This is a genomic window from Pectobacterium versatile (genome assembly GCF_003932035.1).
GTDB classification, from domain to species: Bacteria; Pseudomonadota; Gammaproteobacteria; order Enterobacterales; family Enterobacteriaceae; genus Pectobacterium; species Pectobacterium versatile.
In genome coordinates this window covers 4,706,036-4,726,942 of sequence record NZ_CP034276.1, presented here as the reverse complement: position 1 = coordinate 4,726,942, position 20,907 = coordinate 4,706,036, and the positions used below count along the sequence as shown (strand labels likewise).

At 54.1% G+C, this 20,907-nt stretch carries 21 protein-coding genes; 6 read left to right on the top strand and 15 right to left on the bottom strand.

What is annotated here, in order from left to right; genetic code table 11:
• Positions 1-7: 7 nt before the first annotated feature.
• The 3 genes from EIP93_RS21430 (at position 8) to aguA (ending at position 3,267) form a co-directional block, all read left to right on the top strand.
• Positions 8-766: an ABC transporter ATP-binding protein gene (locus tag EIP93_RS21430; protein WP_125233242.1), complete on the top strand. Its 759-nt coding sequence runs from the start codon at positions 8-10 to the stop codon at positions 764-766.
• 509 nt (positions 767-1,275) lie between these two features.
• Positions 1,276-2,160 carry an N-carbamoylputrescine amidase gene (aguB, locus tag EIP93_RS21425; protein WP_039474891.1) on the top strand — a complete coding sequence of 295 codons (885 nt, stop codon included), beginning with the start codon at positions 1,276-1,278 and terminating at the stop codon, positions 2,158-2,160.
• Positions 2,161-2,163: 3 nt separating this feature from the next.
• The gene (gene aguA, locus EIP93_RS21420) at positions 2,164-3,267 is read left to right on the top strand and encodes an agmatine deiminase (RefSeq protein ID WP_125233241.1); all 1,104 of its coding nucleotides are present in this window, start codon (positions 2,164-2,166) and stop codon (positions 3,265-3,267) included.
• Positions 3,268-3,389: 122 nt separating this feature from the next.
• Here the strand turns inward: aguA and EIP93_RS21415 are convergent, their stop codons facing one another.
• The 4 genes from EIP93_RS21415 to EIP93_RS21400 form a co-directional block, all read right to left on the bottom strand.
• Positions 3,390-3,704 (bottom strand): BrnA antitoxin family protein, encoded by a 315-nt coding sequence (locus EIP93_RS21415; RefSeq protein WP_010299332.1) that lies wholly within the window; start codon positions 3,702-3,704, stop codon positions 3,390-3,392.
• Positions 3,691-3,981, bottom strand: coding sequence for a BrnT family toxin (locus tag EIP93_RS21410; RefSeq protein ID WP_039474897.1), 291 nt, complete (start codon positions 3,979-3,981; stop codon positions 3,691-3,693). The genes EIP93_RS21415 and EIP93_RS21410 overlap by 14 nt, the downstream gene beginning before the upstream one ends.
• Before the next feature lie 174 nt (positions 3,982-4,155).
• Positions 4,156-4,923: a triose-phosphate isomerase gene (gene tpiA / locus EIP93_RS21405; protein WP_012822001.1), complete on the bottom strand. Its 768-nt coding sequence runs from the start codon at positions 4,921-4,923 to the stop codon at positions 4,156-4,158.
• Between the two features lie 148 nt (positions 4,924-5,071).
• Positions 5,072-5,671, bottom strand: coding sequence for a YiiQ family protein (locus tag EIP93_RS21400; RefSeq protein WP_103862299.1), 600 nt, complete (start codon positions 5,669-5,671; stop codon positions 5,072-5,074).
• Positions 5,672-5,908: 237 nt separating this feature from the next.
• Here EIP93_RS21400 and EIP93_RS21395 point away from each other — a divergent pair, with 237 nt between their 5' ends.
• On the top strand, positions 5,909-6,331 hold the full coding sequence (locus tag EIP93_RS21395; protein ID WP_095700925.1) for a DUF805 domain-containing protein: 423 nt from the start codon (positions 5,909-5,911) through the stop codon (positions 6,329-6,331).
• 17 nt (positions 6,332-6,348) lie between these two features.
• On the opposite strand, the gene fpr is transcribed toward EIP93_RS21395, so the two are convergent.
• The 4 genes from fpr to EIP93_RS21375 all read right to left on the bottom strand — a co-directional run bounded on the left by fpr (position 6,349) and on the right by EIP93_RS21375 (position 11,020).
• Positions 6,349-7,095: a ferredoxin--NADP(+) reductase gene (fpr, locus tag EIP93_RS21390; protein ID WP_103862298.1), complete on the bottom strand. Its 747-nt coding sequence runs from the start codon at positions 7,093-7,095 to the stop codon at positions 6,349-6,351.
• A gap of 374 nt (positions 7,096-7,469) precedes the next feature.
• Positions 7,470-8,480 carry a class II fructose-bisphosphatase gene (glpX, locus tag EIP93_RS21385; RefSeq protein ID WP_040032700.1) on the bottom strand — a complete coding sequence of 337 codons (1,011 nt, stop codon included), beginning with the start codon at positions 8,478-8,480 and terminating at the stop codon, positions 7,470-7,472.
• Positions 8,481-8,615: 135 nt separating this feature from the next.
• Positions 8,616-10,127, bottom strand: coding sequence for a glycerol kinase GlpK (gene glpK / locus EIP93_RS21380; protein WP_125233240.1), 1,512 nt, complete (start codon positions 10,125-10,127; stop codon positions 8,616-8,618).
• 53 nt (positions 10,128-10,180) lie between these two features.
• On the bottom strand, positions 10,181-11,020 hold the full coding sequence (locus EIP93_RS21375) for an MIP/aquaporin family protein (protein ID WP_103862297.1): 840 nt from the start codon (positions 11,018-11,020) through the stop codon (positions 10,181-10,183).
• A gap of 788 nt (positions 11,021-11,808) precedes the next feature.
• On the opposite strand from EIP93_RS21375, the gene zapB reads away from it, so the two are divergent.
• Positions 11,809-12,048: a septal ring assembly protein ZapB gene (gene zapB / locus EIP93_RS21370; protein WP_010281529.1), complete on the top strand. Its 240-nt coding sequence runs from the start codon at positions 11,809-11,811 to the stop codon at positions 12,046-12,048.
• Between the two features lie 183 nt (positions 12,049-12,231).
• On the opposite strand, the gene rraA is transcribed toward zapB, so the two are convergent.
• The 7 genes from rraA to priA form a co-directional block, all read right to left on the bottom strand.
• Entirely contained in the window at positions 12,232-12,717 is a 486-nt protein-coding gene (rraA, locus tag EIP93_RS21365) for a ribonuclease E activity regulator RraA (RefSeq protein WP_039486799.1), read from the bottom strand.
• 134 nt (positions 12,718-12,851) lie between these two features.
• Positions 12,852-13,769, bottom strand: a complete 918-nt coding sequence (locus tag EIP93_RS21360; protein ID WP_039486800.1) for a 1,4-dihydroxy-2-naphthoate polyprenyltransferase — start codon at positions 13,767-13,769, stop codon at positions 12,852-12,854.
• 144 nt (positions 13,770-13,913) lie between these two features.
• Positions 13,914-15,245, bottom strand: coding sequence for an HslU--HslV peptidase ATPase subunit (gene hslU, locus EIP93_RS21355; RefSeq protein WP_039486802.1), 1,332 nt, complete (start codon positions 15,243-15,245; stop codon positions 13,914-13,916).
• 9 nt (positions 15,246-15,254) lie between these two features.
• Positions 15,255-15,785, bottom strand: a complete 531-nt coding sequence (hslV, locus tag EIP93_RS21350) for an ATP-dependent protease subunit HslV (RefSeq protein WP_039486803.1) — start codon at positions 15,783-15,785, stop codon at positions 15,255-15,257.
• Between the two features lie 83 nt (positions 15,786-15,868).
• Positions 15,869-16,744, bottom strand: a complete 876-nt coding sequence (ftsN, locus tag EIP93_RS21345) for a cell division protein FtsN (protein ID WP_103943583.1) — start codon at positions 16,742-16,744, stop codon at positions 15,869-15,871.
• An 88-nt stretch (positions 16,745-16,832) separates the two neighbouring features.
• Positions 16,833-17,876 carry a DNA-binding transcriptional regulator CytR gene (gene cytR, locus EIP93_RS21340; RefSeq protein WP_103862295.1) on the bottom strand — a complete coding sequence of 348 codons (1,044 nt, stop codon included), beginning with the start codon at positions 17,874-17,876 and terminating at the stop codon, positions 16,833-16,835.
• Positions 17,877-18,170: 294 nt separating this feature from the next.
• Positions 18,171-20,369 (bottom strand): primosomal protein N', encoded by a 2,199-nt coding sequence (priA, locus tag EIP93_RS21335; protein WP_103943585.1) that lies wholly within the window; start codon positions 20,367-20,369, stop codon positions 18,171-18,173.
• A 271-nt stretch (positions 20,370-20,640) separates the two neighbouring features.
• On the opposite strand from priA, the gene rpmE reads away from it, so the two are divergent.
• Positions 20,641-20,856, top strand: a complete 216-nt coding sequence (gene rpmE / locus EIP93_RS21330) for a 50S ribosomal protein L31 (protein ID WP_010281510.1) — start codon at positions 20,641-20,643, stop codon at positions 20,854-20,856.
• Positions 20,857-20,907 lie beyond the last annotated feature (51 nt).

The window sequence follows — 20,907 nt, the reverse complement described above, 5'->3', positions numbered from 1 at the left end:
AGAATCTATGTCCCTGCATTTTCAGCACATTACTAAACATTTTACCGTCAACGGCGCACCGCTGACGGTGTTACAGGACATCGATCTGTCGCTGCATGCCGGTGAACTGGTTGCGGTCATCGGTGCCAGCGGTTGTGGTAAATCGACGCTGCTGCGTTTGGCGGCCGGAATTGATACCACGGAACGCGGGCGTATTCTGATTGGCGAACGCCCTGTGCGCGGTATTCCTGACTATGTCAGTCTGGTGTTTCAGGAGCCGCGCCTGTTTCCGTGGCTCACCGTGACGGACAATATTCGCCTCGGTATGCTCAACCTCGATCTTTCTCCTGCGGAAGTGACGCGCCGTATTGCACACTATCTCCAGATGATGGGGTTGGAAGGTTTTGCCGACGCGTGGCCGCACCAGCTGTCGGGCGGAATGGCGCAGCGTGTGGCGATCGCTCGCGGGCTGGTGTCGACGCCGCGCATTCTCTTGCTGGATGAACCCTTTGGGGCACTGGATGCGCTGACCAAACAGCAGTTGCAGGAACGTCTGGCAGAGATTCGCCAGCAAACGGATTTGACGATTCTGCTGGTGACGCATGATGTGGAAGAGGCGGTTTTTCTGGCGGACAGAGTCGTGGTGATGTCGCCCCGACCCGGCCGGATTAGCGCGATTCTACCTGTGACGCTGACCTATCCTCGCGACCGCACCAGCCCAACGCTCTTGGAGCAGCGGCAAGCGGTCAGTCAGGCCTTACACCAGGCGGATACCGTTGAAGTCTGATGCTGCTGCCTACCGCTTTCTCTCAATCTTAATCATCGATAGAAACCGCCGTGAAAAAGGCGATTAAGGTTGCTGACAAAGTCCGTAGAGCGGGAGTAACGGATAGATCGTAAAGACGCTGTAAATACATCCCTGTACGCTCGAGCCGCGACATCCCTGTCGCGGACGCTTTACTCTTCTATTCCGTTATTCCCGTTTTCGTTCAGCAAATAAGTTTGTTGGCAGTCTGAACCGCCGTGAAAAGGCGGTTTTTCTTTTCTGCCCGTCACGCGAGATCATGCATTTTCAGAATAGTGAAGTGCTGCCATTAACTGGCATAATGCGCATGTCATTTTCGGTCAATACCTTAACGGGGGATTCCCGTCGGGCATGAGTCGGCGTGTTGGCCTACACTCGTTAAGGCCGCGCTGGTTAGCGCCGATGCATAATCGTGACCGAGAGAAACACTTATTGCCGATACTTGCCGGTGAGAAAGGGCGGGTATATATCGTTATTATTGAGGTTTTCGCATGAAAAAAGTTACCGTTGCCGCAACACAAATGGCGTGTTCCTGGGATCTGCCCAAGAATATCGAAAACGCTGAAAAACTGGTGCGACAAGCGCATGCAAAAGGCGCGCAGGTTATCCTGATTCAGGAACTGTTTGCCGCACCGTATTTCTGTATCGATCAAAGCCCGGAGCACTATGCGCTGGCGCAGGAGCTGGAAACCAGCCCGCTGATTAAGCATTTTTCCGCACTGGCGGCGGAGCTGAACGTGGTGTTGCCGTTGAGCTTCTTTGAGCGTGCCAATAACGCCTATTACAACTCGCTGGTGATGATTGACGCGGACGGTTCTGTGCTGGACGTTTATCGCAAAACGCACATTCCGAATGGCCCGGCGTATCAGGAGAAGCAATTCTTCATTCCGGGCGATACTGGTTTTAAAGTCTGGCAGACGCGCTACGCAAAAATCGGCGTGGGCATTTGCTGGGATCAGTGGTTCCCAGAAACCGCACGCAGCCTGGCGTTGCAGGGTGCCGAGCTGATTTTCTATCCTACCGCGATTGGTTCTGAACCCGCTTACCCAGACATCGACAGCCAGCCGCACTGGACCCGCGTTCAGCAAGGTCACGCCGCCGCGAATCTGGTGCCGGTAATCGCATCCAACCGTATTGGTACAGAAGCCAGCAAATACATCGATGGTCTGGAAATGACGTTCTACGGCTCGTCCTTCATTGCCGACCAAACGGGTGCGCTGTTGGCTCAGGCCAATAAGACGGATGAAGCGATTCTGGTGCATGAATTTGATTTAGAAGCCATTGCGGCACAGCGTGCGTCATGGGGCCTGTTCCGTGACCGTCGCCCGGAAATGTACGGCACGATTGCCACCTCTGACGGCAAGACCCGGAGATAAGTGATGTCACAGTTAGCTACTCCTCATCTCACTACGCCGCAGCAGGATGGCTTTGCGATGCCTGCCGAATGGGCACCGCATGATGCCGTGTGGATGATTTGGCCGTATCGTACCGACAACTGGCGCGAGCAGGGTGTTCCGGCGCAGAAAACGTTCGCGCGCGTGGCGGAAGCCATCGCCCAGAACACGCCGGTGATCATGGGCGTGCCTGCACGCTACATGGCAGATGCGCAAAAAGTGATGCCGGTGAACGTCACGCTGGTGGAAATGGAAAGTGACGACGCCTGGATGCGTGATACCGGTCCAACCATCGTGCTGAATCAGGCCGGTGAGCGTCGGGGTATCGACTGGCAGTTCAACGCCTGGGGCGGCGAACTGGGCGGTCTGTATGAAGACTGGCGTCAGGATGAGAAAGTGGCGGCACAGGTGCTGGACTATCATCAGGCCGCACGCTATGCCGCGCCGCTGATTCTGGAAGGTGGGTCGATCCATGTCGATGGTGAAGGCACCTTGCTGACCACGGCGGAATGCTTGCTCAATCCGAACCGTAACCCGCATTTGAGCAAGGCGGAAATCGAACAGCTGATGCGTGATTACCTCGATATTTCGACGGTTATCTGGCTGGAAGAAGGCGTGTATAACGACGAAACCGACGGGCATATCGATAATATGTGCTGTTTCGTGCGCCCTGGTGAAGTGGCGCTGCACTGGACGGATGATGAAAACGATCCGCAGTATGCACGTTCTGTCGCAGCCTATGAGGTGCTGTCGGCAGCGCGGGATGCGCAAGGGCGTGAGTTAAAAATCTGGAAGCTGCCTGCACCCGGCCCACTGTACGCAACCAAAGAGGAAGCGCAGGGCGTTGACAGCGGCGATGCCGTTGAGCGTCTTGCCGGTTCCCGTCTGGCGGGTTCTTATGTGAATTTCCTGATCAGCAATCAGCAGGTCGTTTTCCCGCTGCTGGATGAGAAGACGGATGACGTTGCACGCGATCTGCTGCAACAGATGTTCCCTGGCTACCTGATTAGCGGCGTGCCTGCGCGGGAAATCCTGCTGGGCGGGGGAAATATTCACTGCATTACGCAGCAAATCCCTGCGGCGAAGTAACGTTTCCTATTCTCTGACGGCTGGCGATCACGCTAGCCATGATGATTCCCCCTGTTAGCATGCTGCTCACAGGGGGATCATCTCATCAGGATTAGCTTAAAAGGCTGGCTTTAGACGTTGCATCAAATTTTGATGTCGTTTGGGGAATGGTTTTTAAGCCAATCCGCCATCGCGGCATCCATGCGAGTTTGCCAACCGCGACCAGTCGCTTTGAATGCTGCGATAACTTCTGGTGAGTATCGAATACTGACTTGTACTTTTGGTGCAGGTTTAACGGGGCGTCCCTGTTTGCGCATTGCTTTCAATTTACTGAAAGGCATAAGCTGCACGTTCTCACCTTCAAGCGAGCGTGTATCAGGATCTTGTGCAATAGCTTCCTGAATTTTACGGTCTTCCTCATCCGTAGGGAGGATAGTACCCTGCTTAAGTTTTGGCATATTTTTCCACCTCCGCTTTAGTGGCTTTCCGCAAACTGATGATGCGGTAAATTTCGTCGTCGTCTCCATCGCTGTAAGTAAATACTACGACATAAATTCGGTTGTTGAGATAAGCAAGGCCGTAAGTGATACCGATGTAACGGTCTTCGCTGTAGTTACCAAGAGAGTCAGATGCGGCAACCATTCGGTCCCAATCAAGATATTTAGCGTCGGCCAAGTAAACGCCGTGTTTTTGCTTATTGCTCTCATTCTTAATCGGGTCGAATATGATTTTCATTTATTTATTGTAGCTACAATAAATATGAAGTCAAACGTGTGGGAACAGGCAGATAAGCTGACTGTGAATCTAGTGGTACTGACAGTTGAATGAGATCAAAAAAGCCGGTTGGCGCGATAGCGTGAACCGGCTTTTTATCAGACGAACCTTCGTCCGTCTGTTTTCGATAAAAGCTTAGCCGCGTTTAGCGTCGGCTGCGGCTTTCACGATGACAGCAAAGGCGTCAGCTTTCAGTGATGCACCGCCAACCAGCGCGCCATCGATGTCCGGCTGGGTGAACAGCTCGGCCGCGTTCGCCGCATTCACAGAACCGCCGTACTGGATGATCACTTGTTCAGCAACGGCAGCATCTTGCTTGGCGATATGGTCACGGATGAATTTGTGAACAGCCTGAGCCTGTGCTGGAGTTGCAGATTTGCCGGTACCGATAGCCCATACAGGTTCGTAGGCGACAACGGTGTTTTCAAACGCTTTCGCGCCCAGTGTATTCAGCACAGCGTCCAGTTGACGCGCACAGACGGCTTCCGTCTGGCCCGCTTCGTTTTCTGCTTCGGTTTCGCCAATGCACAGCACCGGAATCAGGCCCGCGTCTTTCAGCACGCCAAATTTCTTCGCAATGAATTCATCGCTTTCTTTGTGGTAGGTGCGGCGCTCAGAGTGGCCGATGATGATGTATTTCGCGCCGATGTCTTTCAGCATCTCGGCAGACGTTTCGCCAGTGAAAGCGCCAGAAAGATTCACGTCAACGTTCTGCGCGCCCAGAGCAATGCGGCTGCCAGCCAGTTGGTGATTAGCCTGATCGAGATAGATAGCAGGTGGTGCAATCGCTACACCACAGCCGTCAACGGTGCTGAGCTCTTTACGCAGGCCCGCAATCAGTTCGTTGACCATGTGAGTGCTGCCGTTCAGCTTCCAGTTACCCATAACTAATGGATGTCGCATCTTTTTTCCTCCAGCCGGAATCGCGAATGAATCAATATGTTAATGAATCAATGCATTAAAGTACTGCCGTCAGGCAATATAACCTGCCCACAGTATAGAGACGAAATGTGACCGTGGCTCTGTTTTTCGTCATTAATTACCGTGTTGATCACGGTTCAGATAGCGTTAGCTTAATCGGTTCAACAGCAAAAGTTAGCCCTTTTTCACCATCATCTGCAACAACATAACGCAAGGCTCCTTCCGTCTGCTGGTAAAAGCGCCGTCCTTTGCCTTTTCCCAGCAGTTCGGTGACTTTTTTCACACTCTGTTCTTCCGTCAGTGATGGTGCGAACGTGCGTGCCAGCGCAGCCATATAGTCGATGGCCTGCTTACGACGCACTGCGGTTTCCTGTTCGCTCTGCGGCTGCGGCAACCAGGTAATTTGCAGCGTTTTGATTTTCCCGGTGCCTTTCTCCAGCGCGGTTGAGGCATAGAGATGGTCGTTGATCCGGCTGGCTGCGCGGGTCAACATGCTGGTGATATTACTGGTATCGACAACCCTAAATTCACCGATCGGCAGCGTAGGGTTGCTCAGATTGTAGCGAGAACGGAACTGCGTGATGGTTTGATCGAAGGTGGGGGCACCAGCCAGCAGATACTGCGCATTGGCTGAGGTTTTGGGCGGAAACGTCGGATCGGCTCCCGCGTGAGTCTGGTACAGCACCAGCGATGATAAAACTAAAAGTGAAGCGATGCGTTTTCGTGTCATAGGGATTCGGGTCAGTCACTTCAGAAGGTGTCCAGGCCGATAACGGCAGAATACATTCGATTAAAGCGGCATTTGTACGTCGTTGTCAAAAATAGTACGTCGTTGTGAGAAATTGAACGTGGCTGACAAAAATCGCGTAAAGATTGCAGGCAAATACTCGGGTTGAGGTAAAATCAGCCACAATAAAATACAGATTAATTCGGCCAGACAGGCTGACAATTCAGGGCGTTATCGTTAATGACATTACAGCAGTGGTGCTTCTCGTTTAAAGGCCGAGTCGGTCGTCGTGATTTCTGGCTTTGGATGGCGATTTGGGTCGCGCTGATGGCGGTGCTGTTTACGCTATCCGGCCAAAGCTGGCTGGATACGCAATCGACGGCGTTTGGTTTGGTGGTATTGCTGTGGCCGACGGCGGCGATTATGGTGAAACGGCTGCACGACCGTAATAAGAGCGGCTGGTGGGCGCTGTTGTTAGTGGTGGCGTGGATGCTGGTCTCGGGGAATTGGACGATGTTCTCGTCCATCTGGCAGTGGGGCATTGGCCGCTTTTTGCCGATCCTGATTGTCGTGATGACGCTGCTCGACTGCGGCGTTTTTCTGGGGACAAAAGGGGAAAATCGTTTTGGCGCAGCGGCGGAGCCGTTTCGTTTCCGCCGCTAGTTGGTATAAAACGCGGTTTACCAATAGTTTTCGGCGGTCATATGACCGGGCCTGCGGCGCAGGTGCTTGGTCATTTGACGCTCTTCTTTCAGCAACAGCTGAGTGTCGCGTACCATCTGCGGGTTACCGCACAGCATGACGTGGCTGGTTGCTGCATCCATCGGCAAGCCCACGGCGGCTTCCAGCGTACCGCTGCTGATAAGCTGGGGAATGCGGCCCGTCAGCGAGCCCGTTTCTTCTTCCCGGCTGACGACCGTTTGAATACGCAGTTGACCGTGGTAGCGCTGCTGTAATTGCTGCATCAGCGGCAGGTAGCTCAGATCGCGTGAGAATCGGGCGGCGTGAACCAGTACGATGTTCTTAAAACGCTCCAGATCCTTGCCTTCCTGAAGAATCGACAGGTAAGGGCCAATGCCCGTGCCTGTTGCCAGCATCCACAGCGTTTCACAATCAGGCACTTCTTCCAGCACGAAAAAGCCGGCAGCCTCTTTGACGATCATGACGTCTGAGCCGGGCTGCAGCGCATGCAGATGCGGGCTGAGCTTGCCTTCTGGTACCGTCACCAGATAGAACTCAAGCGTGGGATCGCTAGGCGCATTCACGTAGGAATAAGCGCGCTGCACTTTCTCGCCATCAATCTCCAACGCCAGTTTGCCATACTGCCCAGCAGTGAATGCATCAGCGGGCGCGTGAACCCGAATGCTAAACAGACTTTCTGTCCAGTTTTCCACCTGAACCACCTTGCCTGTCACCCATTCAGCCATATTTTTCTGCTCCTGTTGTACCCGTCATACTTCAAGCTGCATGTGCGTTGGCAATACTCGGCTCATCTCTGAGCCTCGCCCTGAGGGGCCGCCGCAAGCGGCGTTCAAATTGGCTCAGCCAATTTGTCCTTACTCGCCCCAGTCACTTACTTGAGTAAGCTCCTGGGGACTCGCGCGATTGCCGCGTTACGAGGCCCATAAATGGTCCTCGCCCTGCGGGCCAACGTCTTACGTTGTTCAAAACGATAACGTTTTGTCCTGCAACTCGAATTATTTAGGGTAGTTACGCCACTATTCGTGCATGTAAGTCGTGCATCTACGATACGCCATTTATTAACAACTGTGAAACAATCAGTCAGTCGGATAGTGGCCTGCTACAGCAGGAATTCGTGCAGCGCGCGATCCTTACGATCCAGGTAGTGCGTTGATTTAATCCGGCGGATCGTGCGGGATTTGCCGCGGATCAGCAGCGTTTCCGTGGTAGCCATGTTGCCTTTACGCGCGATCCCGTCCAGCAAATCACCTTTGGTGATGCCAGTCGCGGAGAAAATCACGTTGTCATTGCGCGCCATGTCATCAAGCTTGAGGACGCCACCGGCTTCAATGCCCATTTGTCGGCAGCGTGCCAGCTCATCTTCACCGATGCGGCGGTTTTCAGCGCTATCGCCTTTGACCTGATGACGTGCCAGCAAACGTCCCTGCATATCGCCATCCAGCGCACGGATAACGGCCGCTGAAATCACGCCTTCTGGCGCACCGCCGATGCCGTACAGCACGTCAACTTCACTGTCTGGCATGCAGGTGAGGATGGATGCGGCGACGTCGCCGTCTGGAATCGCGAACACCTTCACGCCCAACTGCTGCATTTCTGCGATGCAGGCATCGTGGCGCGGTTTAGCGAGTATAGTCACCGTTAACTGGCTCAGCGGTTTACCCAGCTTCAGTGCGACATTGCGCAGGTTGTCCGCCAGCGACAGGTTGAGGTCAATCGCGCCTTTTGCCTCGGGGCCGACAATCAGCTTTTCCATGTACATGTCTGGCGCGTGCAAAAACGTGCCTTTTTCGCCTACGGCCAGCACGGCCAGCGCATTCGCCTGACCCATTGCCGTCATCCGCGTGCCTTCAATCGGATCGACGGCGATGTCTACGGCATCGCCTTGACCAGTGCCGACCTGCTCGCCGATGAACAGCATAGGCGCTTCGTCGATTTCCCCTTCGCCGATGACAATTTGACCGTTGATATTGACCTGATTCAGCATGATGCGCATCGCCTGTACGGCAGCATTGTCGGCGGCATTCTTGTCGCCACGGCCTAACCACTTGTAGCCTGCCAGCGCGGCTGCTTCGGTGACGCGTGAGAACTCAATGGCTAATTCACGTTTCATAAATACCTGTCTGTTGTCGATCGGGAAAAGAAGAGATGTGGGCGAGGATTTTATCACAACGGGGGAGGGGCGGTTGAGCGAGATGAAAAAACGGGCGCGACAAGCGCGCCCGTTGTTGATGGATTAGTGAATGGATTAGGCGTCGTGATCTTCCCAGCTACGGGCACGGGCCACGGCTTTCTGCCAGCCGCTGTAGCGAACGTTGCGTTCTACCGTTTCGATGCTGGGGCGGAATTCCCGCTCGATAGTCGCTTTGCTTTTCACTTCATCCAGATCGTTCCAGAAGCCAGTAGCAAGGCCAGCCAGGAACGCAGCACCCAGCGCCGTGGATTCACGCACTTCTGGACGTTCCACGCGCGTACCGAGAATATCGGACTGGAACTGCATCAGGAAGTTGTTGGCAACCGCGCCACCGTCGACACGCAGCGCTTTCAGGCGTGTATTGGCGTCCGCCTGCATGGCATCCAGTACGTCGCGGGTCTGGAAGGCAATCGATTCCAGCGTTGCGCGGATGATGTGATTAGCATTCACGCCACGGGTCAGACCGAAGATCGCGCCACGGGCATACGGGTCCCAGTAAGGGGCACCCAAACCGGTGAAGGCAGGGACGACATAGACGCCGTTAGAATCCTTCACTTTCGTCGCGAAGTATTCGGAGTCCATTGAGTCGCCGATCAGCTTCAGCTCGTCACGCAGCCATTGGATGGATGCGCCACCGACGAACACCGAGCCTTCCAGTGCGTAGTTAACTTCGCCGCGTGGGCCACAGGCGATGGTGGTCAGCAGTCCGTGTTTGGACAGTACCGCTTCTTTACCCGTATTCATCAGCAGGAAGCAGCCCGTGCCGTAGGTGTTTTTCGCCATACCCGGATGAACGCAGAGCTGGCCGTACAGCGCTGCCTGCTGGTCACCCGCGATACCGGCGATAGGAATACGCGTGCCGCCTTTACCGCCAATGTTGGTTTGGCCGTAGATTTCTGAAGACGCGCGCACTTCCGGCAGCATTTCGCGCGGGATATCCAGCGCTTCCAGCATGCGGGTATCCCATTCCAGCGTATGAATGTTAAACAGCATGGTGCGGGAGGCGTTGGTGTAATCCGTTACGTGAACACGCCCTTGCGTCATTTTCCAAATCAGCCAGGTATCGATGGTACCAAACAGCAGTTCGCCGCGTTTGGCGCGTTCACGGGAGCCTTCAACGTGATCCAAAATCCATTTCACCTTGGTGCCGGAGAAGTAGGGATCGACCACCAGCCCGGTGGTGTTGCGAACATACTCTTCCAGACCGTCTTTCTTCAGCTTTTCGCAGATTTCAGCGGTACGACGACACTGCCAGACAATGGCGTTATAAATCGGCTTACCGCTCTCTTTTTCCCATACGACGGTGGTTTCACGCTGGTTGGTGATACCAATGCCCGCGACTTCATCCGCGTTGATATCAGCTTTAGCCAGTACTTCGACCAGCGTTGAGCTTTGTGATGCCCAAATCTCCATTGGGTCGTGTTCTACCCAACCTGCTTTTGGATAGATTTGGGTGAATTCACGCTGCGAGACGCTAACGATATTGGCATCGTGATCCAGTACGACGGCGCGGGAGCTGGTTGTGCCCTGGTCGATTGCGACAATGTATTTTTTTTCCGGGTTCATAAATCCAATCCTGTAATGATTAACCGTGAAATAGGATGGTCGTGACGTTAAGTTTAACGGCTTTCACGACGGGGGGTAGTTTCTGCCTCGGGTTCACACACATCGCATGGCAGATTGCGGCCAATCAGTGCGCGATAGCCGAAGGCACCCAGACAGGCACCGATAATGGGGCCGAAGATGGGAACCAGGAAGTAAGGAATGTCGCGTGCACCGGTGAAGGCTACGTTGCCCCAGCCCGCCAGGAAAGCGAACAGCTTAGGACCAAAGTCACGCGCCGGGTTAAGGGCGAAGCCGGTCAACGGCCCCATGGACGCACCAATAACGGCAATCAAAATACCGATCAGCAGGGGAGCAAGTGGCCCGCGTGGGATGCCGTTACCATCATCGGTCAGCGCCAGAATCAGACACATCAGGATGGCGGTGATGACGGTCTCAACCAGCAGTGCCTGCATGACAGAAATGTGCGGATTCGGATAGGTTGAGAAAATACCCGCTAAACTCAGGCTTTCCGTGCTGCCGCGCACCATATTGTTGGTTTGTTCAAAATCCACGAACAGATTGTGATACAGACCATAGACCAGTGCGGCGGCACAAAAGGCCCCTGCAATCTGCGCCAGAATGTAAGGCACGACCTTACGTCCATCGAAGCAGGCAAACAGCCACAGGGCGATAGTGACGGCCGGATTGAGGTGAGCGCCGGAAATAGCGGCGGTCAGGTAGATTGCCATCGCAACCCCTAAACCCCAAATGATGCTGATTTCCCACTGTCCGAAGCTGGCTCCCGCCAGTTTCAAGGCGGCGACGCAGCCGACACCGAAGAAAATCAGCAGGCCAGTGCCGAGAAACTCGGCGATGCACTGGCCTTTTAGCGTTGAACGTTCTGCTTGGCTCATATTTTTTTCCTGCTGGGTAACGTACAGAGTGGTAGGTCTAAGGATACCGTTGGGGGCATCCTCTGTTTTAAATGTATTTATGATGTGAATTTATCGTTAATGCTCGAAAACGAGAAATATCGAAATTAAAATGTGTGTTGTGCGTCAAGAAAATGAGCGTATTCGCTTATAAAATGACTCGCGGTGGTTTTTTGCCCATGGTTGATAGTAACGCTCAGGTTAAATTTATTAACACTTCCCGTCATACTTCAAGCTGTAGATGCGTTGGCTTCCCTTACTCACCCCAGTCACTTACTGGTGTAAGCTCCTGGGGATTAATGAGCCTCATAAATGAGGCCCACCCTTCGGGCCAGCGCTAGCGCTGTTCAAATCGGTCTGGAACCGATTTGTCGTGCGATTGCCGCCTTCCTACAACTTGAATTATTTGGGGTCTATAGGAGTAATGGGGAAGCGAACAGGAGTCGTTTTCAGTTTACGCCGCTCATTTTTCCGTTTCGGCTGTCCGTTTTTCAGTTTGTACTGTCCGTTTTTCAGTTTGTACTGCCTGTTTTTCAGTTTGTACTGATAGTGTTACATAAGAAAAGCTGCCACACTCGCGTAGTGGGGGATGTGCGCTAGACAGGTGGCGGTTGGCTACATACAATTTCGCTATGGTCTGTCTTGTCAGCCGTCCCGCGGTCAGGATTATGCTTACGGGCGGATGGCGACACCGTTGGGTGTTGGTTACAGAGTTCGAAAACCAGCGTTAACCGATCTTTGCCTTGTTGCGATTAAAAGGGGTTTGAAGAATGTCATTTGAAGTGTTTGAAAAGCTGGAAGCGAAAGTTCAGCAGGCGATTGATACCATCACGCTGTTGCAAATGGAAATTGAAGAGCTGAAAGAGCAGAACAACGCGCTGTCGCAGGATGTTCAGGCGGCAGCGGGTTCACGTGAAGCGCTGGTGCGCGAGAACGAGCAATTGAAAGAAGAGCAAGTGGTATGGCAAGAGCGCCTGCGCGCGCTGTTAGGCAAAATGGAAGAAGTCTAATAGAACTTTTGACAGCCTGAGAAGCCCGTTTCACTGAAGTAGAACGGTGATAATGGGATAGAAGAGTAAAGCGTCCGCGCCAGAGATGGCGCGGCTCGAGCGTACAGGGATGTATTTACCGCGTCTTTACGATCTACCCATTATCATCGCTCGACGCCATCAATCCCCGACAATTCAACGATATTATTCAATATCCAGCGGGTCTTCCGCCAAAATAATACCAGTATTATCGGCATACAGATGGTCACCGGAGAAGAAGGTGACGCCACCGAAGTTGACGCGAATATCGCTCTCGCCGATGCCTTCGCTACCTGCACCGACAGGAATCGCTGCCATCGCCTGAATACCGATATCCAGCTCAGCCAAATCGTCAACCTGACGCACCGCGCCATAAACGACAATGCCTTCCCACTCGTTTTGCGTCGCCAACCGGGCGATTTCCGCGTTGATCAACGCGCGGCGCACGGAGCCCCCGCCATCGATCAGAAGCACGCGCCCGAGGCCGTTCTCTTCAAGGAGATCGAACAGCAGGCCGTTATCTTCAAAACATTTCACCGTGGTGATTTTGCCACCAAATGAAGTACGCCCGCCAAAATTAGAGAACAGAGGCTCAACAACATTCACCTCTTCGTGGTAGATATCGCACAGTTCGGAAGTATCGTATTTCATAGGATTAACGTCTGTTTGCCGCCGGAATCATGAGTATATCCCTTTCTGGCGGCTGTTGGCAAAATCATCAAATGTTAACTTGATGCGTATCAGTAAATACGCACCGCTTTTCGCCTGCGCTCACTTTACCCGCACTAACTCAATATCACGCCAACGGCGAACAGAATGTTGGTCAGCAGCGCGCCTTTCACCGTTTTTTCCAGCATCGGACGCATACTGAATGCGCTGGTTTCACGCAGCACATAGCGTGCCTGCTGAATCAGCAACGGAAGCGCCAGAATAAAGAGCCAGCCCGCTAGGCTGTGCAGATAAAACGTCGCAAACAGACCGAGGCAAACCGGTGCCAGCAACAGCAGCATCGTGTGGTAGAAGCGCGCTTTTTCCGCACCAAGACGCACCGCCAACGTGTTCTTTCCGCTGATGCGATCGTTATCGATATCACGCAGGTTGTTGATGTTGAGCACCGCCGTCGCCAATAGACCGCAGGCTGTCGCTGGCAGCATCACGACGCTGTCGAAATGGCCGGTTTGCAGGTAATACGACCCTGCGACGCTGAGCCAGCCGAAAAAGATCAGCACCGAGATATCGCCGAGCCCGATGTAGCCATAGGGTTTATTACCGACGGTATAGGTGATCGCGGCGAAAATCGCCAGCAACCCCAGAATCAGGAAACCAAAGATATCCGCTGGCTTTTCACACGCCAGAATCACCAGACTCACGCCGGAAATGATCGTGAGCGCTACGGTCACCATCAGCGCATTGCGCAACTGCGTCAGCGTAATCGCCCCGGTCTGGATGCCGCGCAACGGCCCGATGCGTTCCTCGGTATCGCTGCCTTTTATCGCATCCCCATAGTCGTTCGCCAGATTGGAAAGGATTTGCAGCAGTCCGGCGGTTAACAACGCCAGTAATGCTACGCCCGGTTTAAAGCTGCTATGCCAGCTCGCGATCGCCGAGCCAGTGACGATGGACGCAAAAGCTAATGGCAACGTCTTTGGACGCAGGCTATCCAGCCAGGCTTTGGTTTTGCTGCTATGGGTCGATAAGGTCATGGTGTGCTTCAATTTTATTGACGATTCACTTGTATGAATCATCCGTTTATAAACAAGAAAAGTCAGTGATGGCGGCGTCAGAAACAAAAGTGGGAGGCCAACGCCTCCCACTTTATCGTTAATCGTGCGATCCGCGAAAACGGATTATAAGATAAATCGACTCAGATCTTCATCTGCTACTAATTCATCCAGATGATTACGTACGTAATCTGCGTCAATGGTAACGCTTTGACCGTTCATTTCGCTGGCGTCGTAAGAGACGTCTTCGATCAGACGCTCCATCACGGTATGCAAACGGCGCGCGCCGATATTCTCGGTGCTTTCGTTGACCTGCCAGGCGGCTTCGGCAATACGGCGGATACCATCAGCGGTGAACGAAATATTCACGCCTTCCGTCGCCATTAGCGCTTTGTACTGCTCGGTCAGCGAGGCGCTAGGTTCCGTCAGAATGCGCTCGAAATCTTCTGTGGTCAGCGCCTGCAACTCTACGCGAATCGGCAGACGCCCCTGCAATTCTGGAATCAGATCGGATGGGCTGGCAACCTGGAACGCACCGGACGCGATAAACAGGATGTGGTCGGTTTTGACCATGCCGTGCTTGGTGGACACGGTGCAGCCTTCGACCAGCGGCAGCAGGTCGCGCTGAACGCCTTCACGGGAAACATCCGGGCCGGAGCTTTCACCACGCTTACAGATTTTGTCGATCTCATCGATGAACACGATACCGTGCTGTTCAACAGCTTCAATCGCCTGCTGTTTCAGCTCTTCCGGGTTCACCAGCTTGGCGGCTTCTTCTTCTATCAGCAGCTTGAAGGCGTCTTTGATTTTGACCTTACGGGCTTTCTGCTTCTGTCCTGCCAGATTCTGGAACATGGACTGGAGCTGGTTGGTCATCTCTTCCATGCCTGGAGGAGCCATGATCTCTACGCCAACAGGGGAGGCAGCCAGATCGATCTCGATCTCTTTGTCGTCCAACTGGCCTTCACGCAGTTTCTTGCGGAATGCCTGACGCGTCGCCGATGGCTCCTGCGTGCTTTCGGCCTGTCCCCAGTTGTTTTTCGCGGGGGGAATCAACACGTCCAGAATACGGTCTTCTGCCATCTCTTCCGCACGGAAGCGATTTTTTTCAATCGACTGATGGCGCACCATTTTGATCGCAGAATCTGTCAGATCGCGGATGATGGAGTCAACTTCTTTACCGACATAACCGACTTCGGTGAATTTGGTCGCTTCCACTTTGATGAACGGCGCATTGGCGAGCTTCGCCAGACGACGAGCGATTTCGGTTTTACCGACGCCAGTTGGGCCGATCATGAGAATATTTTTAGGCGTTACTTCATGACGAAGTGCTTCGTCCAACTGCATGCGGCGCCAGCGGTTACGCAGCGCGATGGAAACGGCACGTTTCGCTTTATGCTGGCCGATGATGTAGCTGTCGAGCTCGCTGACTATCTCGCGCGGGGTCATTTCAGACATAGTTGATCCTTACGCCTTGGAGGCTAATTCTTCTATCGTGTGGAACTGATTGGTGTAGATACAGATGTCGCCAGCAATCCCCAGAGATTTCTCGACGATATCACGCGCACCCAGCTCGGTGTTTTCCAGTAAAGCACGCGCGGCAGCCTGTGCATAAGGACCGCCAGAACCAATCGCGATCAGATCGTTTTCAGGCTGCACGACATCACCATTACCGGTAATAATCAGCGAAGCATTTTCGTCAGCAACGGCTAACAGGGCTTCCAGTTTGCGTAGCATACGGTCGGTACGCCAGTCTTTCGCCAGCTCGACGGCCGCTTTCACCAGATGACCCTGGTGCAATTCCAACTTGCGCTCAAAAAGCTCAAAAAGGGTGAAGGCATCCGCCGTGCCGCCTGCGAAACCGGCGATGACGCGGTCATGGTAGAGGCGACGCACTTTACGCACGTTGCCTTTCATCACGGTATTGCCCAGTGTGGCTTGTCCATCACCGCCAATGACCACCCGGCCGTTGCGGCGTACGCTTACAATTGTTGTCACGAGTCAGTCCCCGTTTGAAGAAAAAGATCCCCGTATGATCCGGGGCACATTGATTTTATAGATGGGGGAAAGCGTGGGGTTTTTCAACCCCCGCTGGCAAGAGGAATACAGTTTGATGCGCCCGCGCCTTTAAGACGTTGGAGCATGCTATCTGCGGCAGCACGGTTGTTATAAGGCCCGAGCATAATACGGTTCCAGCCGCCGTTAGAGGTGATGCGGCTTTCGATACCGGCAAACGCCAGCTGTGCTCTCACTGATTCGGCAGGGTCCATGGTTTTGAAGGAGCCACACTGAATCGCCCAGCGTTGGACTTTCTCGGCTTTTGGCGCTTCAGGCTGTTTAACCGGCTGCTGCTTCGGCGCTTCCTGTTTTGGTGCTTCTTGTCTTGGAATGTCTTGTCTTGGTACCACAGGCGCCGTTTGCGTGACTACAGGCGCCCGCGTGGTGGGCTGCGTCGTTACGACAGGCGGCTGCTGCATCGATTGGGTCGGTGGCTTAATCGTCACCTGAGAGCGCGGAACCTGTGTCTGGTCGTTATACGGCACTTCGGAAAGCTGCGTTGGCTGACGGCGCATATCAGATTGCATCTGCTCCAGCAGCTGGCGCTGTTCGTCCGTCAACTGCACTGGTGACTGAATCTCGCCACCTGCGGAAGGCTCCGTTGGTGTCGTGACGCCCAACTGACGGTTTTCCAGTTCTTTGATGTAACGCCAGCGTTCTTCCGGCTTGGGTGGCAGCCCGTTACCTTTGCCCGCATTCTGATGCGGCAGGACGGGTGAATCGTCGGGTTTATTATGGGCGATAAAATACAGACCGCCTGCGAAGGTGACCAAAACGGCAACAGCGAGTGCGACCATCGTTTTGGATGCGCCTGAAGCGTTGCTTTTTTTCCGGCTATTTGTCGTTTTCCGACGCGTTCCTGATGAACGTCCCCGGCTCACGTAGTCTTTTTGTGCCACTGTCGTTTCGCTGTGAATTGATAGGTAAATAATATAATTAGGGGGTCATGTTACTGAACCCTCAAATATTTGACCAGCGCCTGAAGTCTTAAAGCCTGTTACGGGCGTAATTCGGTGCGGCGACGCTGTCGCGTATGACCAGCTCACTGGACAACAGACGGGAACCGCTTTGTACCGTGTTACCTTGCAACTGCTCTAAGAGTAGCAGCATTGCCTCGCGTCCGATCTGATAACGAGGCTGAGCGACAGAAGTCAGAGGCGGCCAGCTGTACTGCGCCTGTTCGATATCATCGAAACCGATAACGGAGAGATCGCGCGGGATGTCCAGCCCCATCTTTCTGGCCTGCGCCAGCACGCCCAGTGCCATGAGGTCGCTGTGACAGAAGACCGCGCTGGGTGGCTGAGGATGTTGCATCAGCGCAATTAGGCCGTTAATCCCGGTTTCATAGGTGAAATCGCCCCGAAAGATATACTGGTTATCGATAAGCATTCCGTTGCGGCGCAGGGCCTGAATGTATCCCTGCAGGCGATATTGGCTCAGATGCATGTGCTCTGGGCCGGCAATGCAGGCGATGCGCTGATGACCCGCCTGATAGAGATAATGTACAGCTTCAAAGGCGGCGGTCAGGTTATCGATATGCACGGTTGGCAGCGCCAGATCCGGCGAGAACTCATTCGCCATCACCATCGGTGGCAGATTACGCTGCTCTTCCTGGCCTGCGTCAAACGGCAGATTGGAGCCGAGTAACACCATGCCGTCGATCTGCTTGGTAATAATCAGGTCGACGAAGGTTTTTTCTTTTTGATGCTGGTGAGCGCAATCACCAATCAACACCAGATAGCCGTGTTCGGCGGCGGCTTCTTCGATCCCGCGAAATATTTCGGAGAAATAAGGATCGCAGATATCTGGGACGATCGTCAGGATCGTGCGCGATTCGTTACGCTTGAGATTCCTGTTGAGTACGTGAGGCGAATAGCCAACGGCGATGACAGCCTGCTCGACCTTCCTACGGGTGGTCGCAGAGACTTTCTCTGGGTTCATTAACGTTCGGGATACGGTCGCGGTGGAAACACCCGCTTCATCCGCCACGTCTTTCATCGTCGCCGTGGTTACGCCTTTCTTCTGCTTCAACGCTTTTCTCCTTGCGTCAGCGTTAACTGGCGCTGACTGTCAGCAGAACGCTCCTGTCTGCTGACTTTCTATGATTATAGGTACCGCTTTTCGGTGCAGTCAGCCAACTGAATGGCACTCTATCTGAGTGCACGACATGGCTAGGCCCCAGCATATGGCCTGCGCAGACAGTGATAACAGATTGAACGCAGGTTTTGTTGCTTAATTTGCACAGAAAGTGTGATGAATATCGTGTTTTCGACGCCGATCGCAAAAAATGAGTGGCAAGAAACCGAAATGATCTAACAGGAAACGCTAACCGTCCGTGGGGTCGACATCCAGCATCCATTTCACTTTACGCGCCTGCGGTAGCGTGCCGATCAGCGTCAGCGACGTTCTGACCAGTTTCTGCAATAGCGCTCTGGAAGGGTGCTGTAGCAAGAGCTGCCAGCGGAAGCGTCCCGCGCGTTTGGGCTGTAAGGCGGGCACTGGGCCCAGCAGCCAGAGTGATTCATCCCGCAGCGGGCTCGCCTCCAGCAAATTACGCAACTGCTGGAGGAATAACGCGGCCTGCTGGTTATCGTGATCGTCAGCGCGGAAGAGAATATGGCTGGTAAACGGCGGCAGAAAGACGCTTTTCCGTTCGGTAAGCGCCTGACTGGCAAAGGCATCGTAGCCCTGTTGCAGCAGCGTTTGTAATAGCGGATGTTCTGGGTGGTGAGTTTGCAGTGCCACTTCGCCCGCCTTGCCCGCACGTCCTGCGCGACCCGCCACCTGAGTATAGAGCTGGGCAAAACGTTCGGCTGCGCGGAAGTCGGCAGAGAACAGCGAACCGTCAACGTCCAGCAAAGCCACCAACGTCACGTCAGGGAAGTGATGCCCTTTCGCCAACATCTGTGTGCCGATGAGAAGGCGAGCACCTCCCTGCCTGACCTGCGAGAGCTGCTGCTCAAGCGCACCTTTACGGCTGGTGGTATCACGGTCGATGCGGGTGATCGGGACATCTGGAAAGATCGGCGCAAGGCTTTGTTCCAACTGCTCGGTACCCAGACCGACCGGCACCATATTGGTCGAACCGCAGCCGGGGCACTGTTGTGGAACCGGACGCTGACTGTCGCAGTGGTGGCAGCGCAACATCTTCTGATGCTGGTGGTAGGTATAGTAGTGATCGCAGCGCTGACACTCTGCAATCCAACCGCACTCGTGGCACATCACCACGGGGGCGAACCCGCGCCGATTGAGGAACAAAATAACCTGATTATCGTTCGTCAGATGGTGGCGGATACGGGTAATCAACGGCTGGGATAACCCGGCCGTCAGCGGCAGCCCTTTCAGATCGATGACGTGCTGTTTAGCTAGTGCGGCATTGCCCGCCCTTTTGGTCAGATTCAAACGTCGATACTTGCCGATCTGGACGTTATACAGTGTTTCCAGCGCGGGTGTCGCTGTTCCCATGACGATGGGAATGTCTTCTTCTCTGGCGCGGAAAACCGCCAAATCACGGGCGTGATAGCGCCAGCCTTCCTGCTGTTTGTAGGAACTGTCGTGTTCTTCATCGATCACAATCAGCCCCAAACGGGCAAAGGGAGTAAATAACGCTGACCGCGTTCCGATGACGATAGCCGCTTCACCGCTGCGGGCGCGTAGCCAGACGGCGAGGCGTTCGCTGTCGTTGAGTGCCGAGTGCAGCACATCCACCGGAGCGTTAAATCGTTCGCGAAAGCGGGCGATCGTTTGCGGCGTCAGGCCAATTTCCGGCACTAATACCAGCGCCTGTTTGCCCTGTGCCAGCACGTTTTCCAGCACGCTGAGATAGACTTCGGTTTTGCCCGAACCGGTGATGCCTGCGAGCAGCCAAGCGGCAAAGTGGTTATCTTCGCTGCGGATCGCGCCGACAGCAGTGGCCTGTTCCGTATTCAGGCGCAGGCGGTCGGTTGCCATGCTAAAGCTTTGACGCCAGTCGTGAAGCGTTTGCTCTGCGGCCTGCAATTCGCATAGCCCTTTGCTACGCAGCGCCTGCAATGCTGTCTCCGTCAGCCCGATTTCGCTTACCTGATGGCGATAAAGCGGCGACTGGAGTAAGGCCGCCAGCGCCTGCTGCTGTTTCGCGGCCCGTTTGAGCGTGCTGAGCGGTGTCGCTCGGCCCTGTTCGGTAGCAAACCACTGCCAGAGCGGCGCGCGGTGTGCGGGTTTCCCCTGACGCAGTAGTATCGGCAGCGCGTGGAACAGCACTTCGCCAATCGGGTAGTGATAGTACTCGACTGCCCACAGCAAAATACGCCACAGGCTGGGCGGGAACAGTGGCTGCTCGTCCAGCACGTCATGCACAGGTTTTAATTGCTCAAGCGGAAGTTCGCTGGTGTTGCTCAGAGCCGTAATAATGCCGATCGCTTTACGGTGACCAAAGGAGACGCTGACGCGCGCGCCGACCTGCGGAGTCACGCCTCCTGCGGGTAGCAAATAATCGAATGTACGTGCCAGCGGCACGGGCAAAGCGACCTGAGCGACAGACATAACCTCTCCGTGATAGTCGACGTGATTTGCGTGGCGATCAATGACATAACCGAGCGGTTTGTATCATGTGCGACGCAGGGTGAAAATAAGGCAAGGCGCTAGTGTACATGCTGCGAGGGATAATGTGTGGATGCGATTGCATCAGGGTAGCGGATTCTGTATGATCCGCCGCCATTGTGCCATTTGCATAATGAACTTACTCATACAACTTTCGTGTGGTGTCTGGCGGAACAGGGCTGGATAGCGACACGGCCTTAACAGAGGTTTCCCCATGAAAAAAGGTATTCACCCGAATTATTCTGCAGTTACTGTAACTTGCTCTTGCGGTAACGTGATCAAAACCCATTCTACTGTGGGTCGTGACCTGAACCTGGACGTTTGTGGCGAATGCCACCCGTTCTACACCGGCAAACAACGTGATGTTGCAACCGGTGGCCGTGTTGACCGCTTCAACAAGCGTTTCTCCGTACCAGGCGCTAAAAAATAAGTTTTACTGGCCTCATTGGCACAGTAACTTTCTGCAAAGGCACCGACAGGT